The 17,002-nt window shown below is 43.0% G+C and carries 14 protein-coding genes; 8 read left to right on the forward strand and 6 right to left on the reverse strand.

All coding sequences use genetic code 11. From position 1 onward, the window contains the following. Nucleotides 1-11 precede the first annotated feature (11 nt). Nucleotides 12-1,874, reverse strand: a complete 1,863-nt coding sequence (locus OH456_RS24670; RefSeq protein ID WP_198557805.1) for an Hsp70 family protein — start codon at nt 1,872-1,874, stop codon at nt 12-14. Beyond that, entirely contained in the window at nt 1,874-2,506 is a 633-nt protein-coding gene (locus OH456_RS24675; RefSeq protein ID WP_006071427.1) for a DUF2760 domain-containing protein, read from the reverse strand. The genes OH456_RS24670 and OH456_RS24675 overlap by 1 nt, the downstream gene beginning before the upstream one ends. A gap of 333 nt (nt 2,507-2,839) precedes the next feature. On the opposite strand from OH456_RS24675, the gene OH456_RS24680 reads away from it, so the two are divergent. Beyond that, nucleotides 2,840-4,375 carry a sensor domain-containing diguanylate cyclase gene (locus OH456_RS24680; RefSeq protein WP_198557806.1) on the forward strand — a complete coding sequence of 512 codons (1,536 nt, stop codon included), beginning with the start codon at nt 2,840-2,842 and terminating at the stop codon, nt 4,373-4,375. 88 nt (nt 4,376-4,463) lie between these two features. Then, complete coding sequence (locus OH456_RS24685) at nt 4,464-4,994, forward strand: 3'-5' exonuclease (protein ID WP_006071429.1); 531 nt, start codon at nt 4,464-4,466, stop codon at nt 4,992-4,994. A gap of 75 nt (nt 4,995-5,069) precedes the next feature. Here the strand turns inward: OH456_RS24685 and OH456_RS24690 are convergent, their stop codons facing one another. The 3 genes from OH456_RS24690 to OH456_RS24700 all read right to left on the reverse strand — a co-directional run bounded on the left by OH456_RS24690 (nt 5,070) and on the right by OH456_RS24700 (nt 7,920). Further along, the gene (locus OH456_RS24690; RefSeq protein WP_006071430.1) at nt 5,070-5,516 is read right to left on the reverse strand and encodes a tellurite resistance TerB family protein; all 447 of its coding nucleotides are present in this window, start codon (nt 5,514-5,516) and stop codon (nt 5,070-5,072) included. A gap of 71 nt (nt 5,517-5,587) precedes the next feature. Continuing rightward, the gene (locus OH456_RS24695; protein WP_270034400.1) at nt 5,588-7,510 is read right to left on the reverse strand and encodes an alkaline phosphatase D family protein; all 1,923 of its coding nucleotides are present in this window, start codon (nt 7,508-7,510) and stop codon (nt 5,588-5,590) included. A 23-nt stretch (nt 7,511-7,533) separates the two neighbouring features. Further along, nucleotides 7,534-7,920, reverse strand: coding sequence for a hypothetical protein (locus OH456_RS24700; protein WP_198557808.1), 387 nt, complete (start codon nt 7,918-7,920; stop codon nt 7,534-7,536). A 250-nt stretch (nt 7,921-8,170) separates the two neighbouring features. On the opposite strand from OH456_RS24700, the gene OH456_RS24705 reads away from it, so the two are divergent. The 6 genes from OH456_RS24705 to OH456_RS24730 all read left to right on the forward strand — a co-directional run bounded on the left by OH456_RS24705 (nt 8,171) and on the right by OH456_RS24730 (nt 16,424). Beyond that, nucleotides 8,171-9,502, forward strand: a complete 1,332-nt coding sequence (locus OH456_RS24705) for a MipA/OmpV family protein (protein ID WP_270034401.1) — start codon at nt 8,171-8,173, stop codon at nt 9,500-9,502. Nucleotides 9,503-9,616: 114 nt separating this feature from the next. Next, nucleotides 9,617-13,537 (forward strand): ATP-dependent RNA helicase HrpA, encoded by a 3,921-nt coding sequence (hrpA, locus tag OH456_RS24710; RefSeq protein WP_270034402.1) that lies wholly within the window; start codon nt 9,617-9,619, stop codon nt 13,535-13,537. A gap of 185 nt (nt 13,538-13,722) precedes the next feature. Continuing rightward, nucleotides 13,723-14,235, forward strand: coding sequence for a porin family protein (locus OH456_RS24715; protein WP_006071435.1), 513 nt, complete (start codon nt 13,723-13,725; stop codon nt 14,233-14,235). A gap of 219 nt (nt 14,236-14,454) precedes the next feature. Continuing rightward, nucleotides 14,455-15,573, forward strand: coding sequence for a linear amide C-N hydrolase (locus OH456_RS24720; protein WP_062460490.1), 1,119 nt, complete (start codon nt 14,455-14,457; stop codon nt 15,571-15,573). A 128-nt stretch (nt 15,574-15,701) separates the two neighbouring features. Beyond that, a complete protein-coding gene (locus tag OH456_RS24725; RefSeq protein ID WP_268667074.1) occupies nt 15,702-16,031 on the forward strand; it encodes a hypothetical protein in 330 nt (109 codons plus the stop codon). Next, complete coding sequence (locus tag OH456_RS24730) at nt 16,032-16,424, forward strand: VOC family protein (protein ID WP_270034403.1); 393 nt, start codon at nt 16,032-16,034, stop codon at nt 16,422-16,424. It begins immediately after the preceding gene. 68 nt (nt 16,425-16,492) lie between these two features. On the opposite strand, the gene OH456_RS24735 is transcribed toward OH456_RS24730, so the two are convergent. Beyond that, nucleotides 16,493-16,978 (reverse strand): hypothetical protein, encoded by a 486-nt coding sequence (locus OH456_RS24735; RefSeq protein ID WP_006071439.1) that lies wholly within the window; start codon nt 16,976-16,978, stop codon nt 16,493-16,495. Between the last annotated feature and the right edge of the window lie 24 nt (nt 16,979-17,002).

The following is a 17,002-nucleotide window of genomic DNA, read 5'->3' on the forward strand; positions in this document are numbered from 1 at the left end:
TTTAATTATTGTTATGCGTCTTCGCGGACGTCAAATTCAACGTGCCATTTTTGGCCATTATCCGAAGCGATGGCTTCCAGATATAGAGTGCCAAGTTCAGTAACGCGCGATGATAGTGTCACAGGAACCACTTCGCCAACGCTGCGGCCTTCTGATACTGGCAAGGTAACTTGAATTTCTGGAAGTTCTTCAAGCTCTTCTGGTTGCCAAAAGTCAAGATGAACTCCTGCCTCATCATCACGGCGGGTAGTTGAACCGAAGAATTGGAAATGAACCGGTTGACCAATGACAAGTCCAAATTCTTGACTAGGGACTTGAACACTACTGCCTTCTTCCATACCGAACGGTGCAACACAAAGGGCTTCCATTGGAGGAGCCATTCCCGGAATCGCAGGCATCGCGCTTTCAATGCCGATGTAGTAACTCGAGGCAATACCGCCGCGAATTCGAACACCTTGACCACGTCGAACGCTACCGTAATAAGCTGCACCACTTGCAACGGCAAGATCTAAGTTTAGGCCAGAAAGCATTTTTGCCTTGTCTGAGCCCGCAGTTTCAAGCCACGCGTTAATGGTGTAGAACAAACGATCAGAGAGTAGTTTCGATTTAAGGACACCGCCGTTAAAGAGCAAGGCTGTTGGCTTGACGAACTCAGGTGCTGGTTGCATGCCAGGAATACCTGCAAAGGCGTTATCTGTTGCGTTGCTTTGGCGGCTCAAGAACGCAGCAATATGGCGAGTAATCGCCGCATCTTGTGCGTAAGGAAGGCCCATTTGCGTTAATGCACCGCGAGCACGTTGAACCGGATGATCTTGAATGCCCACTTGTGGGAAGAAACCGTCTACAAGAGTTTGTTGAACTTCCTGTTGGGTCAATTCCGTTTTCAGTGTTGCGCCTAGTAACTTAGAGCCACGACTAGGGACAACAATCGGCACTGCTTGAAGCTCAGAATCATTTAGTAAGGCTTCTTTAGCGTCGCGGCAAGCATGAGTCATTGCTTGAACTTGCCACGGTTGCAATTCTTTACCATCTTGCGCTAGCTTCATCTTTAGGCGATAAGCTAAAGCAAGGTCCATATTGTCGCCACCAAGCAGAATATGCTCACCAACAGCAACACGTTCAAGATTCAGGTTACCATCTTGTTCTGTTACTGCGACTAAAGATAAGTCTGTGGTACCACCACCGACATCGACTACTAACACTACATCGCCAACATTGACTTCATCACGCCATTTATCCTCGCTGTTGTCAATCCAGCTATATAAGGCTGCTTGAGGCTCTTCAAGAAGGGTTAGGTGTGATAATCCAACGTTACGTGCTGCTTCTGCAGTAAGATCGCGCGCTGCAGGATCAAAAGAAGCAGGGACGGTTATGGTTACGTCTTGGTCCTCGAGCTTATGCTCAGGGTGTTTGTGATTCCATGTATCCTTCAAGTGCTCTAGATACAGCTCAGTCGCACGAAGAGGAGACACTTTGGTAACTTCTTCTGGACTGCCTTGTGGAAGAAAGCTCTCACGTCGGTTCACACCGCCGTGACACAGCCAAGATTTAGCACTCGCTACGAGACGAATAGGTGTTTTTGAACCAAGGTTTCGAGCAACGGCACCAACCAGAGCCTTTGGCTCACTTGTCCATGGCAGAGTGCGGGAGCCTTGTCCCATCTCGTGCTCATGAGGTTGATATAGAAATGAACCTAGTTGTTTGAAAGATTCTACAGTACCTGGCGCTGTAAGCTGTGGAATAGAAACTACTTCCACTTGTGCGGACTCGTTTGTCGTATCAAGAAACGACATAACACAGTGTGTAGTACCTAAGTCGATACCTACACTGTAATGAGCAGATGGCTGATTCTGTTCGTGCGTTGATAGATCCATTATAGCTCTACCTCTGCTGGTGCGATGACAGATGCGTTGTAGTTCTCAGACAACTTAGGCAGAGTCACTTTGTCGGCTTTCCAACCTTTATGAATTAGTGTGCCTGAGAATGGTGCATTACCTGTTACGTTGCCAGTTAGGCGAACAGATTGCGAATCAAAGCCTTCTTCGATTGTTACGCGAGTTTCTTCGTCTTCACTGCGAATTGGAGACAAAGCAAAGTACTCGGTGATCACTTTTTTACCGCCAGAATGGACAACACGAGCTGCTGCACCCACTTCTTCATCGGAGAATGAAGTTAGGTCTTCTTGCAGGAAATCGACCATGCGAGCTTCTTGCTGCATCAAAGACAGAAGTTGCATTGCAGAATCGGTAGAAGCAGTCGCAAGTTTAGATTCTACTTCTACAACTTTTTCCACGACTTTTTCGACTTCAACGACTTTCTCAACTTCAACGATTTTTTCTACTGGCTTTTCAACCTCGACGATCTTCTCTACTGGTTTTTCGACCACTTTTTCAACGACTTTGCTTTTGCGTGATACCGCGATGGCAAGCAACAAAACGCTAGAAGCCGCTAGGCCAGCGTGCAACATGTCGAAAGTAGTTGGGATAACATTTAGATCGATGTTCATAGGAGTTTCTCTATGTGTCAGTCATTAGTTGTTAATTTTGGGGCGAAGTCTAGCATAATCAAGGCTCATAGCGCGATGGTTTCGCAATAATGTCATTACAAAGTGAGTTTTTTGGCGAAGAATTCAGCAGATAATGATGATTTTACAAATTTAGGTGATCTTCGCTGTTTTTTTTAACACTGTAACTTTTGTCCATGTCAGAGCTGTGTAAGATTTAACAGTAAAAGGTAAGGTATTGTATTTTCGATACTTATATCACATGGCTAATAATATTTAATACAAATATAAAAACTGGTAACACTAATAAAACTATAACCAGTTAGGACAATATATATGGTTACAGGCTTAAGCAAAGAGGACCGTGGTGTCAAGCGGTACTCCGTGTTAGTACTAATTCTCGGATTGGTATTAACGATTTTCATTACACATCTTGTATATAAAGGACAAAAACAACTTTCCGATTCTAATTTTGAGTTCTTAGCTCAAAACCAAGCAGAGAATATAAAAGAACTTGTCATGTTGGACGTTGCTTTTATTGGCGCAGGAGCTAGTTTCTATCACGCAACTCAACCACCAACGTGGGATAATTTCTCCACTTTTGTCGCTCCATTGCTAGCAGATTCAAAAAGTTTGATAGCTATGCAATGGATGAAGAAGGTGTATCCTGAGCAGATTGAGTCGCACGTAGAGCGAGTCAAGCAACACTTTCCAAGTTATCAAATATATACGGTACCTAAAGACGAACCTCGCCAAGATGGTTATATCCTTGAAAATGATGAGCCTATTTATGTGGCAAGTGATGTCTATCCTGTTAATGAAGCCAACTTACGTGCATTGGGGTACTACTCTTCCCGAGAGCGTGTTAGACGAGTGATTCGCAGCACACTGGAAACCGGAGAGCCGAGTTTGTCAGATAAGATTCGCCTATTACAGGACGGGTTTGATCGTTCGTTACCGAAACAAGGAATGCTAGTTTACCACCCAGTATTCGAGGTCGGTGATAACTCATTACGTGGAGTGGTTATTGGAGTTGTTCGGACAACCGCATATTTCGAGCAGATTGTTTCTCGAACCTCCATCGGTAGAGAAGTGGGTATTCAAGTTGTGGATTTAGGGTTTGATGCCGAAGATGACCCCATTATGTATGAGAATCCAGCGTGGCAAACGTTGTCTGGGGATATAAAGAGCATCATTGTGGATCTTTATGACCGACAGTGGAACATTCAGTTTAAACACGATTCAGAAATTTCACAGAATGACAGTTTTATTCTCCTATGTGTTGCTTCAGGCGGTTTTATCATTTCGATTCTATTGGCTTACGTGGTTCAGTTAATGCTGCGTGAACAACGAAGATTGACCAAGTTGGTCAGTCGCAGAACGCGTGACTTGCAATACTTAGTAGAGCGAGACCCTTTAACGGAAGTGTACAATCGACGCGCATTCAATCGGTTAGCGGATTACCATATTTCATGCAATAAGCCATTTTCTTTAGTCATTATTGATATTGATAAGTTTAAGCAAATTAACGATAAATATGGTCACGTTTCTGGTGATGAAATCTTGATGCAAGTTGCTGCGTATATAAAAGCGCAACTGTATCCCGATGATATGCTGTTCAGACTCGGCGGCGATGAGTTTGCTGTGATAAGTCGTTGTGTTGACGAAGAGTTACTCAACATTTATCTAAACGAAGTGTGTGAAGATATTTCCTTTATGAAATGGGACACCATCGATCCAAACTTTGTTTGTACACTGAGTATAGGTGCGTCCGTATTTAGAGGAGAGTCCTTGGAGAAACTCATGAACCGTGCCGATGATTTATTATATAGAAGCAAAGATAAAGGCAGGAACAGAGCAATGGTTGCTTGATTTTTTAGCGATTGAATGGAGAACTGTCGAGGTTTGACGTTTGATACGTTACAATCCGACGGTTCGTTTAACTAATCTTAAAATCCCTATGAATTATAATCGTGTCGTTTGTTTTGATCTTGAAATGTGTTGTTGGAATGTCGACGGTGTTGGCACGACTGGCGAGATAATTGAAGTAGGGCTAGCAGAAATAGATTTAGTTAAACAAGAAGTAGTGAAGCGAGCACAATATTACGTTAAGCCTGAAACTGATAAGGTGTCGTTATTTTGTACAGAGCTTACCGGTATAACACCACGTAAAGTAGAAAAGCAGGGGCGTCCACTAGCGTCTGTGATTCAGTCGATGGTTAAAAATTTTGGTGGGCCTAACAAAATTTATGCCTCATGGGGCCGAGACGACATTATCTTACTCGAAGAATGTCAATCGAAAGGCATCGAAATGCCATTCAAAGAGTTTGTTAATCTAGCGACCTTATATCGCATACAAAATCGACTTAAAGACAAGCGTATTGGTCACAAAGCGGCACAAGAAAGCCAAGGAATAGAGTGGGAAGGTAGACAACACTCGGGCTATGTTGATGCGTATAACCTTGCTAAATTGGCATTGACCATGCTGTAACTCGCTGACCAAGAATGACAAAAGCCGATCAGAAATACTCTCTGCTCGGCTTTTTTGTGCTTATAACGTGTGGCGCTACTTGTCAGTGACTTGAATCTTAGCTCGGATAAACTCGCTGTGATCAACATAGAGGAGCTCTGCTACTTTACGAATCACTGCATCTTCCAGCGGGTCAATAACTCCGTCTGCGTTGGCAACTTCCCACATGGCTTTGATTAAGTCAAAGCGCTTCTCCTGACTCAATTCTCTCAAGCTTGAGGTAAAGTCGTACAAAGACGCTGAGTTCTTGGTTTGTTCTTGCGCTTGAACCAACAGAGTTTTCGACTCTGTTTCATCAAGTCCTAACAGTCGTTCAATTAAAGATAGCTTGGCTTTTTCTTCTTCCTCTTCCACTTGATAATCGGCATTAGACACTTCGCAAAGCAGTGCAGCGATAGCAAGGTTAGGGCTAATTGACTTGTTGTTAGATAAGTCATCGCCTTCAATAAGTTGTTTAAACATTGAAGTAATGGAATTAAACATGGCGTTACCTGATTTTATTGCTTATTTATAATACATAGTGATTGTTGAGCCAGATCACAAGTATTTAGAGTTTAGCTTTCGGAATTAGTTTCAGGGAATGTGGTTTTTGTACCATCTCCATGAAGGACCGATATCTCGATAGGTTTGCCTTCATCATCCAATCGTACCTTTCCGATACCACTTTTATTGACCAGTCGATTATGGTGACTTGGTTCTGGCTTACGTTTGAAGATCTTTAAACGCTTACGCTTAGTAAACAAGTTGAGCGGTGAACGCGGTGAATAAAGCCATTTATCGAGTGTGTCACAAATCGTCAGTAGTGGTTCCGGAAACTCATTCTTTATTCCACTACAGGTTATTTGGTAAATGTGCGAGTCCGTCTGCTTATAACGAAGTTTGACGTCGTAGACGAAGGAGTAGTGTACGTCACCCGACAAAATGACAAAGTTCTTAGGTGTCTTAGTATGGGTAAAAATAGACAGTAGAGTATTGGCGCTTCCAGGATGAGCCATCCAGTTTTCAGCATCAATAATTAGTGGATTACCCATTTTTGTCGCCATACTTTGTAGTGTTTCTATAAATTTCACACCAAACATAGGTGCGGGAGATACGACAACAACAGAGTCTAGACCGATGAGCTCTTGTTGAAATTCGACCATCGCTTCCCAGTCCATTAGACCAGATGGTTTATTTAGATTGGACTCGGAACGCCAGCGTCGTGTGCGAGTATCAAGAACCACTACTTTAGGTGATGAATCAAGACTAAAATGCCACTTCTCGTATCGCAGCAATTGCGTAATTAAGTCATCGTGTTGGTCTTGCGCGATGATTTTGTTTGCGCTGGCATAAGAGAACAGCTCAACCAAACTGTTTCGCCAGTCACTCTTCATCTGAACTGGCGTATTACCCCAAGCTTGGCACAGTAGATAGGACAATAGAGCGTTACCTATTATTCGCTTAGAAAACGCGTTCTCGTAAGCTGCTTTTTCCCAGCCAACAGTTAGGTTCCAATCGTCGGTTACGTCGTGATCATCAAAAATCATATAACTTGGGACATGCGCCATAACTCGCCTGACCTTCGGTAAGCCAGCGACAAATTTATCGAGCTCTGCTTTTTCCCAGTTCCAAAGAGGTTGGTCTTTCTCTAACAAAGGTTGGTTTTCAGAACCATCATTGGGACGCAGTTGGTTAAACTGAATAGCATCCCAGAGTACAGGAGACCAATTAAGCAAGTACATTGCCAAAAATTCTGAGAAGCTAATCAGATGATTTTCGCATTCTCTAGAGCTGAAAATAGGCGTGTCATTTTTGTTAATCAGACCCTTTAGACGATGAGTCTCATCTTGGTAATGGGGGAGTATTTGGTCTCTAGAGTAGAGAGCGTTGGTACAATGGTAGAGTTCATCTGCATTTTCGACAGGCGCACCAATAAATGACTCATTAGGTAACTCAAGTAATTTGATAACTTTATGGATAGCCACCAACATGGGACCGGCAACATGATCAGCGTAGATTTGGTCGCCAGTAAGTAACAAAAGGTCTGGTCGATCATCGTCTTTTGTAGAAGTCGCTAACTGATCGAGCAATGAATCAACTTGAAGCAGGCTGTCTTCACTATGATGATGTGGGTTTCTACATGAACCGTGAAGAATATGATCAGACTTATCTGACAATATGATGTCTATCCAAGATGACGATGAATAGAACATGTTGTCATTAAGAACGCTGCTCTTGGATTCTCGCCAAACCACGTTATAACCTAGGTGGCCAGTCTGAGACGTTAAAAGATTAGTGTGAAACTGAATGATCCATAGTTTGTTGCTTATTTTGTAGACCTGCTCAGTATCAAAATCATTGTAGGAAATCACATCATCGTTATTGATCGCAAGTTGAAGGTTTGAAGGACACAATGAGGTCGCCAACCATAGGGTGATATGCTGAGGGTTAGTGCGACGTAATATTGGTCCTGCCAACACAGGATTGAGCTTTTTCATGAGGCGTTCTTTCTACTTACTTTTTAGGAATGTTCCAGTGCCGGGTGCTCTGATGGTGCCGTAGCTTCATTCATTTGCTCAAGCAGTTCGACAAACTCTGAGCTACTCGTTTCATGACCGATTAGGAAAAAAGCAGTCAAAGCATCCAAAAGATGCTCTTTATTGTTGCTTTGGTCGATCATCTGAGCTAATCGCTCACGAACTAGCTCTATTTCATGCTCAACAAATCCTCGACCTTCAAATGTATCTTCCGCTTCGTCAGGAGCGTTGTCGAACTCTAAGAATAACAAGTCATTATCGACTTTGGCACTCAAAAGTCGTTCTGGAAGCCATGTCTCACCTGTGACGACATCAATATGTTGATCGTTTGGCAAAGATTGGAGAATTTTTTTTAACTTTTCTACTTTCACGATTCGTCTAAATAGTGGAAACTATGACACCCATCACTGTTGGTTATTTATTGAGCCATAAGGCAAATAACAGTGTGGTGACATAAAAATATGCGTTAACCCCATAATATACAACTCTACTTCACTGAGGTAGCTGTTGTTAGGTTATTTGATAAATGGCGTGTGAATTTTGGCTATCAGTCAAAATAGTGATTACGTGCTCCTTAGCTTATTAATTGTAAACATATTCCAGTTGGAGAAACTGCAAGACATGATAAAGAGAAATCTCGCGCTCGCGACCGCAGCATCACTTTGTACAGCACCAGTGGTATTGGCAGAAGAGTCAGCGCAAGAAGCGGATTGGGGCATTGCAGCAGTGTGGCGTACAGCGAACATTCCTTTTGATACCAAAGGAAGTGATACCTCCGTTAGTACCTTTATTCCGATGATGTTCTTTAAGAATGACTATGTCTTTCTAGACGGTACTATGGCAGGCGCCCACCTCTTTAAAACGGATGACAAAGAGTTAGAGCTTAACGCCATTGCGCGTATGCGTTTTATCGACATACCAGCAGACGAGCAAAATGCCGTTGGGGGAGACACTGCGGATTATGGTTTGCAAATGCGCTACAACTTTGATGACGCTTGGCACTTCGACACTGAGCTAATGACAGACGGACATAACCGTTATCATGCAAACTTTAGACTTCAAGGTATGCTTGATTATGGTGACCTTGAATTACGTCCTAACGTTACACTACGTTATAAAGATGCTGACTTTAACACCGAATACTATGGTACATACCGAGGCACTACAGATAGCCTAAGTGGCGGTATGGACTATGCGATGGGCGTTGATGCTAAATACCACGTCGTATCAAACCTATACCTTGTAGGTGCGACTAATATTCGCATGCTAGATAACCAAGCGTATCATTCATCAGTGATTAAAGAACGTTTCGAAGGCGAAGTGTATTTCGGTGTTGGTTTCTTCAACGAGAAGAAAAAATCAACATCAAAAGCGAAGCAAGTACGTCGTGATATCGGAGCTAAACCTTATGTGCGTGTAGCTCATGGTTATGCGTCACCATCGGACATGGGTGATATCCTGACCTTTAATGGTAAGCGCGATCCGTATAATAACCAAGTAACATCAGTATTTTATGGCCATCCATTAACGGATGAGTTGTTTGGTATGCCGTTGGATATCTATTTGAGTCCGGGTATTGCTCACCACTGGAGTTCTGAGGTTCAAGGCTCTGGTACAGAATTTATCACGCTTATCAAAGCATATTACACGTTTAACTGGCCAGTGAAGATGCGTTTAGGTGTGGGTAACGGCCTGTCATATATCGACAACATTACCTATATCGAACAAGAAGAGATGAATAATAAAGATAAGCGTGCAAGTCACCTTATGAACTACATTGATATTTCTTATGATATCAGCATAGGCTCTATTATCGGTAAACCAGAGCTTGAAGAGTTATGGTTGGGTTATGCACTGCATCACCGCAGTGCGATATTCGAAGCTTCGTCCCAGTTTGGTCGAATCAAAGGTGGTAGTAACTACAGCACCTTCTATCTTCAATACCACTTCTAATCAGAAAGCTCCGCATTGCGGAGCTTTTTTGTATCCTTCTCGCTTAACGCGAATTTCCTACCTGTGCTACAATCCTGCCAGTTTTTAATAGTAAAAAGTTAAGTAGGGAACGTTTTGACTTCCTCTCAAAATTCCAATCAACAGTCGCAAGTGCGAGCGAACAATCCACAGTCACTTAAAAAAGCATTAAAAGACTGTATGATTCGCGACCGCTTTCGTTTGAGTAAGCGTATCGCAGGCGCAACAAGAATTAAAAAACCAGAAGCTCAATCTGCAGTATTCGACGAGATTGCTATCGATATTGCGCGATCGATGATGGTTGCTCAACAGCGCGCAGCTACAAAACCCACCATCAACTACCCAGAGCAGCTGCCGGTTAGTCAGAAGAAAGATGAAATTGCCGAAGCCATTGAGAATAATCAAGTGGTTATTGTGGCGGGTGAAACAGGTTCAGGTAAGACGACTCAGCTACCAAAAATTTGCTCAGAATTAGGTCGAGGACAATTTGGCTTAATTGGTCATACACAGCCTAGACGACTTGCTGCGCGCTCAGTGGCAAATCGTATTGCCGAAGAGATGGAGACGTCACTCGGCGAGTTCGTTGGGTATAAAGTCCGATTTAACGATCAGATTTCTGAGAATACTCAAGTGAAGTTGATGACAGACGGTATCTTACTAGCTGAAATTCAACACGATCGTTTTCTTAATCAATATGACACCATCATTATTGATGAAGCGCATGAGCGTAGTTTGAATATCGACTTTATTCTGGGGTACTTACGTGAGTTACTCCCGAAACGCCCTGATTTAAAAATCATCATCACTTCAGCGACCATCGATCCAGAGCGTTTCTCAAAACATTTCAATGACGCGCCAATTATTGAGGTCTCGGGACGAACATACCCAGTTGAAACTCGCTATCGCCCTCTGTCTGGGGACGATGATGGCGATAGAGATCAGCTAGAAGGCATTTTCGAAGCGGTAGATGAACTGTGTGATGAAGGTCTTGGTGACATTCTGATTTTCATGAACGGTGAGCGTGAGATTCGTGATACGGCGGATGCATTAGCAAAACGTAACCTTCGTGATACTGAGATTGTTCCATTGTACGCTCGATTATCCGCTGGCGAACAGAATAAGATCTTCCAACCACATGCAGGTCGACGAATTGTACTCGCCACTAACGTTGCTGAAACATCTCTGACTGTTCCGGGAATTAAGTACGTCATTGACCCAGGTACCGCTCGCATTAGTCGATACAGTTATCGCACAAAGGTTCAGCGTCTTCCTATTGAGCCAGTTTCTCAGGCAAGTGCAAACCAGCGTAAAGGTCGATGCGGCCGTGTAGAAGAGGGGATCTGTATTCGTCTGTATTCGGAAGAAGATTTCGAATCACGCCCAGAATTCACTGATCCTGAAATTCTTAGAACCAACCTAGCGTCGGTCATTCTGCAAATGACGGCTTTGGGGTTGGGCGATATCGAAGCTTTCCCATTTGTTGAAGCACCTGATAAACGCAATATCCAAGACGGTGTACGTCTGCTTGAAGAGTTAGGTGCTATCAATGATAAAGCAAAAGATCCTAAGAAACGTTTAACTCCAATTGGTCGTAAGTTGGCTCGCCTGCCAATCGACCCTCGTTTGGCTCGAATGGTGATAGAAGCACCAAGACTTGGATGTTTAAAAGAAGTCATGGTTATCGCTTCTGCATTGTCTATTCAAGACCCAAGAGAACGTCCTAGTGACAAGCAGCAATCGTCTGACGACAAACACAAGCGCTTTTTCGATAAAGAGTCTGATTTCCTGACGTTTGTAAACCTATGGGATTACATTCAAAAACAACAAAAAGCGTTGTCTGGAAACCAATTCCGCAAGCAATGCAAGCAAGACTATTTAAACTACTTACGTGTACGTGAGTGGCAAGATGTCTACTTCCAAATACATCAAGCCATGCGTGAGATGGATGAAAAACTCAACCAAGAACCAGGCAGTTACCAATCGGTCCATACTGCCTTACTGGTTGGCTTGTTGTCTCATATTGGTGTGAAAGACCAAGAGAAAAATGAGTACCAAGGGGCTCGAAACGCACGATTCCATATCTTCCCGGCTTCAGGTCTGTTTAAGAAGCAACCTAAGTGGATTATGTCGGCAGAGCTGGTGGAAACCTCTAAGCTCTGGGGACGTATTATCGCCAAAATTCAACCAGAGTGGATTGAGCCTCTAGCAAAACACCTAATCAAACGTAGCTACAGTGAACCCCATTGGTCTAAGAAACGCGCAGCCGTAATGGCACACGAAAAAGTGATGTTGTACGGAGTACCAATTGTTCCGAAGCGATTGGTTAACTATGGTGCGATTGACCCAGTTTTAAGTCGCGAACTGTTTGTGCGCAGTGCCTTAGTTGAAGGGGATTGGGAAACCAAGCACGCATTTTTCAAACAAAACAGAAAGCTACTACAAGAAGTAGAAGAGCTTGAGCACAAGTCGCGTCGTCGGGATATCCTTGTTGACGACGATGAGCTGTTTGATTTCTACGATCAACGTGTAGGTACAGAAGTTGTTTCTGGGCGCCATTTTGATACGTGGTGGAAGAAAGCAAGCCAGAAGAACAAAGAGCTTCTTAATTTTGAAAAAGAGATGCTGTTTAAGGGCGACGCTAGTCATGTCACCGATCTTGATTATCCTAACTTCTGGCATCAAGGTGGATTTAAACTCAAGCTAAGTTATCAGTTTGAACCTGGAGAAGATAGTGACGGTGTAACAGTGCATATCCCATTACCTATCCTTAACCAGATTGATAGTGAAGGGTTCGATTGGCAAATTCCAGGGTTGCGACACGAACTGGTGGTGAGCTTAATCAAAGCATTGCCAAAGACACTACGTAAGAACTTTGTTCCAGCGCCAAACTACGCAGACGCATTCTTGGCTCGTGTCACACCGATGGAAGCACCGCTTTTAGATGCATTGGAAAAAGAACTTCGCCGCATGACCGGTGTAGAAGTATTAAGGGACGATTGGAATCTAGAACAACTTCCTGATCACCTGAAAATTACTTTCCGTGCTGTGGATCATCGCAATAGAAAGCTTAAAGAGAATCGCAATCTCTATGAGTTGAAAGAAAGCCTGAAAGACAAAGTGCAACAAACTTTGTCTAAAGTTGCTGATGATGACATTGAGCAGCAAGGTTTGCATACCTGGAGCTTTGGTGAACTGCCAAAAGTCTATTCGCAAAAGCGCGGTGGATTTGATGTGAAAGCTTATCCTGCTCTGGTGGACAATAAAGACAGCGTTGAAATTAAGTTGTTTGAAACGGAAGTCGAACAAGAGCAGGTCATGAAAGAAGGGCAACGTCGTTTGCTGCTACTGAATGTGCCGTCTCCAATTAAATATCTGCACACCAATCTTCCGAACAAATCTAAGCTGGGTCTCTATTTCAACCCTTATGGCAAAGTGTTAGACTTAATTGATGACTGTATAGCATGCGGTATCGATAAGCTTATCGAAGGTCAAGGTGGCTTAGTTTGGGATGCAGACAAATTTGAGCAACTTAAAGAGTATGTGCGTGGAGAGTTGGGCGATACAGTTGTAGACATTGCACAGCAAGTGGAAACAATCCTGACGACTGCGTTCAACATTAATAAAAAGCTAAAAGGTCGCGTAGACTTGACTATGGTATTTGCGTTATCGGATATAAAAGCGCAAATCGAAGGATTGATTTTCAAAGGCTTCGCAACCGAATGTGGCTGGAAACGACTGCCGGATATTCTGCGTTACTTGAAAGCAATTGAGAAACGTATGGAGAAGTTACCGATTGACCCAAATCGAGATCGCATGCACATGCTAAAAGTGGAATCCGTCACTCAAGACTACAAAGAGTTACTTAACAAGATTCCAAAAGGTATGAAAATACCAGAAAACGTTAAAGAGATTCGCTGGATGCTAGAAGAGCTACGCGTGAGTTATTTTGCTCAGCAGCTCGGTACGCCATACCCAGTGTCCGATAAACGCGTATTGAATGCGATAGACGCTTGCTAAGTGTCCAACTAAATAGATTCTATGCAAAAATGTGATAGATATAACTTCTAAGCGTATGAGAATTCAGAAAGTTTTACCGAAAATTAAAACTAGAAGGATTCTCCTACGATATAGTGTGTGATATATAAAGCTCCGCGGTGGCTTTCATTGGACTCGCCGCATTTTATTAAACAAGAAGGTTACAAATGAAAAAGACACTTTTAGCGCTTGCGCTTGTTGGTGCGTCGACGTCAGCGTTTGCTGATGCGTGGTTGTATGGTGGTGTTTCTGCTGGTCGTGCAGACTACAATGGTAACAGCGATACCCCAATGGGTTTCCACGTTGGTACTGGTATTCTGCCTATCATCGGTATTGAAGGTGGTTACTGGAAACACGGTAACTTCGACGGTACTAGCGAGGGCAAGAAAGGTTACGCAGAACTAGGTTCTTGGTACGCAGCACTTAAACCAAGTATCGATATTGGTCCAGTACAGCTTTACGCTAAAGGTGGTTTACACTACTACAACGCTGATTATAAAGATGGTCTAAGTGGCAGCGACAGCGGTACAGACTTTATGTACGGTGTAGGTGCAGAGTACTTCGTGACTGATATGCTTTCTGTTGGTGCGAGTTGGCAACGTTTTAACGGCGTTAAAACCAAATTTGATGACAAAGATCTAGATAGCTTTACCATCAATGCTACACTTCACATCTTCTAAAACTGTGTAAGTGTGTAAAAAGGCGACCTTGGGTCGCCTTTTTCGTACCTGGCGATCTAAAATTGTACGAATAGAGAGTCTTTTGGTGGATTAAAATATCAATTAAGTAACTGAAAAGATAATTCTTTTCATCGTATTGCAATTTCCATTTTCAACTAAGAGAACTAGGTCTACACTCATAGCACTACAATGTGTAGCCTTACTTTTAGGTTGTTTGAAATGTTCAGAAAAACGTTAATTGCGATAGTGCTTTCAGCTAGCGTTATCGTACCTGCTAGTGCTTGTACTGGCATTTCTCTTTCTACGGTCGGAAACGACTTCATACAAGCTCGCACTATTGAATGGGGTGAGAGTAATCTAAATAGTAAACTGATCATCTCTCCGAGAAAGCACCAGTTCACGTCGATTATGCCCGATCATAAACAAGGATTCAGTTGGGGTAGTCGTCTAGGTTTTGTTGGTATATCAGTAAGTGATGACCGGTTTATTGGGGAAGGAGTTAATGAGGCTGGGTTGAGTGCCGGACTATTCTATTTCAAAGGGTACGGTTCGCTAAAACCGTACAATGAGGAAGCAAGACAGAAAAGCATTACCGATATGGATTTTGTACGTTGGATGTTGTCGCAATTTAAAACTGTCGATGAAGTAATAACCGCGATGAAATCTATAGATATAGTGCCAGTATATCTAGATGCTAAAGGACAGCCTTCACCAACAGGGCATTGGCGTGTAACGGACAAAACAGGTCGAAGTGTTGTGATTGAAATTATGAACCAAGGAGAGGTGCATATTTACGAAAATGAAGTAGGCGTTCTGACTAACTCTCCAACGTTTCCTTGGCAGGTGACCAACTTAAACAACTACCTGCACTTACAACCTGGAACCAGTGCTCCTCGGCAGTTTGGAAAGGTCGAGGCAAAATCATTCGGTATCGGTTCAGGGTTCTTAGGCTTACCTGGAGACATTACGCCGCCTTCTAGGTTCGTACGAGCGGCATTTTATGTAACCACTGCACCTGAACTCAAAACCTCGGCACAGGCAGTTTCTCAAGCCTTTCATATATTGAATAACTTCGATATTCCAATTGGCTCTGAGTTTGGCCCACAATATCGAGAGCATATCCCAGATCTACCAAGCGCGACTCAGTGGACTTCAGTGGTTGACCAAACCAATGGCGTTCTGTACTACAAAACGATGAACGACAGCCGAATTAAGAAAGTGGATCTTGCTGCGTTAGATTTTTCTGCAAAAAGCGAGATTAAGAAAGCGTTAGATGATGGAAAGTTTGAATTTGAAGATATTACACAAAGCGTGCAGCCCGCAATTAATAATCAATAAATCCGATAAATCTACCATCATGGTTTTGATAAAAGCGACTCAATTGGTCGCTTTTTTAATGATGTTAAAAACGACTAAGAATACTCCCATCTTTAAGGTGCTAAGGCGATTGAATAGGGGAAAACTGAATGTTTGAACAACTCGTTAAAGTATCCGAGGAACTTGGCACCGAAAAACCACACAGAACCTATCCGTTCTTTTTACAAAAACTTGTAGAAGAAGTCGGCGAGCTATCAATAGAACTACAGATTAAAGATGGCATCACTCCTACTGAAAAAGGTGGAAGTGATGGTGTTGTAGGTGAAGCGTGCGATGTTATTAACTGCGCTATCGACGTCGCTTGGAGAGCACTGCATGAGCAAAACCCAGACCAAAGTTCAGAGGAAATTGCTCGTTTAATCATGGATATTTGCCTAGTAAAGAGAGAGAAATGGCTGTCAAAAGTGGAAGGTATGTAAGTGGATAAACCGTTTGAAGACCATGGATTATTTAGTTGGTCAGAATTGATAACCCCGGATTATGAACAAGCATGCCGGTTCTATGAATCAATGCTTGGTTGGAAGTTAAAAGAGGTAGCGGGTCGAAATGGTAGTCGCTACGCACTGGTTACAAGTGATAACGCTACGGAACCTTTTGCTGGCATACTTACTGTCGATGATAAGGATATTCGAGCACATTGGCGCACCTACGTAACCGTTGACGAAGTTGAAGCTATTGTGAACAAAACAGAATTAGTCGGCGGTTTAGTATTGGTTCCAGTGACGACTATTGAGCGTGTCGGTAAGATAGCGGTGATAGAGGATCCATGTGGCGCGGTTATTTCAGTGATTGAATACGACTCAAAAAGATAATTTTCAGCAGAAGTAATGGCGGGGGATAGAATAGGTCTCCCCCGAATCATTATATGTTGTGTCGATATTTAACCTTGAGCCTTCACAATGTCATGCGTACAGGTAATGGTATAGGTTACCGTTGCCGTTTTATCTCCATTTTCCTCAAACTCAAATTCTCCAACACTTGTGTAACCGTGAGCTGTGTTCTCACCGACTTGAACTTCGACAGGAGCGTTCTGTAAGTCTTCTACTTTGTGTGCAGTCCCATCAATTTCCAACGTAGTATTTTGTGCTGTAATTTTGTCATCGTCAGCCTCGAAGTGAGTGACTTGGAGCTTTGGGTTCATATGATTTTCATTATGATTAGAAATAACTTTAAACGTTGCACCATCTTCAGGAACTTGGTTTCCAAAACCTAAGGTGCCGGTCGCCTCGCTGTCAACTTGTACACCACACGTTTTATCAATGTGTGCGGAGTAAATTAGCTTAGGACCTTCTGAGGAGTTCGCTTGCACACTTGTAGCGATGAACAAGCTCGGTATTAATAATACCGATAGTGTGGACAGTTTCATTTCTATTGCCTTTATTGACTAACT

It is taken from the genome of Vibrio sp. La 4.2.2, assembly GCF_027586995.1.
Classification (GTDB): Bacteria; Pseudomonadota; Gammaproteobacteria; order Enterobacterales; family Vibrionaceae; genus Vibrio; species Vibrio mediterranei.

Bases quoted from the DNA above. Each gene is read 5' to 3' on its own strand.
- OH456_RS24670 (WP_198557805.1), bottom strand. From the start codon at position 1,874: ATGGATCTATCAACGCACGAACAGAATCAGCCATCTGCTCATTACAGT.
- OH456_RS24675 (WP_006071427.1), bottom strand. From the start codon at position 2,506: ATGAACATCGATCTAAATGTTATCCCAACTACTTTCGACATGTTGCAC.
- OH456_RS24680 (WP_198557806.1), top strand. From the start codon at position 2,840: ATGGTTACAGGCTTAAGCAAAGAGGACCGTGGTGTCAAGCGGTACTCC.
- OH456_RS24685 (WP_006071429.1), top strand. From the start codon at position 4,464: ATGAATTATAATCGTGTCGTTTGTTTTGATCTTGAAATGTGTTGTTGG.
- OH456_RS24690 (WP_006071430.1), bottom strand. From the start codon at position 5,516: ATGTTTAATTCCATTACTTCAATGTTTAAACAACTTATTGAAGGCGAT.
- OH456_RS24695 (WP_270034400.1), bottom strand. From the start codon at position 7,510: ATGAAAAAGCTCAATCCTGTGTTGGCAGGACCAATATTACGTCGCACT.
- OH456_RS24705 (WP_270034401.1), top strand. From the start codon at position 8,171: ATGATAAAGAGAAATCTCGCGCTCGCGACCGCAGCATCACTTTGTACA.
- OH456_RS24715 (WP_006071435.1), top strand. From the start codon at position 13,723: ATGAAAAAGACACTTTTAGCGCTTGCGCTTGTTGGTGCGTCGACGTCA.
- OH456_RS24720 (WP_062460490.1), top strand. From the start codon at position 14,455: ATGTTCAGAAAAACGTTAATTGCGATAGTGCTTTCAGCTAGCGTTATC.
- OH456_RS24725 (WP_268667074.1), top strand. From the start codon at position 15,702: ATGTTTGAACAACTCGTTAAAGTATCCGAGGAACTTGGCACCGAAAAA.
- OH456_RS24735 (WP_006071439.1), bottom strand. From the start codon at position 16,978: ATGAAACTGTCCACACTATCGGTATTATTAATACCGAGCTTGTTCATC.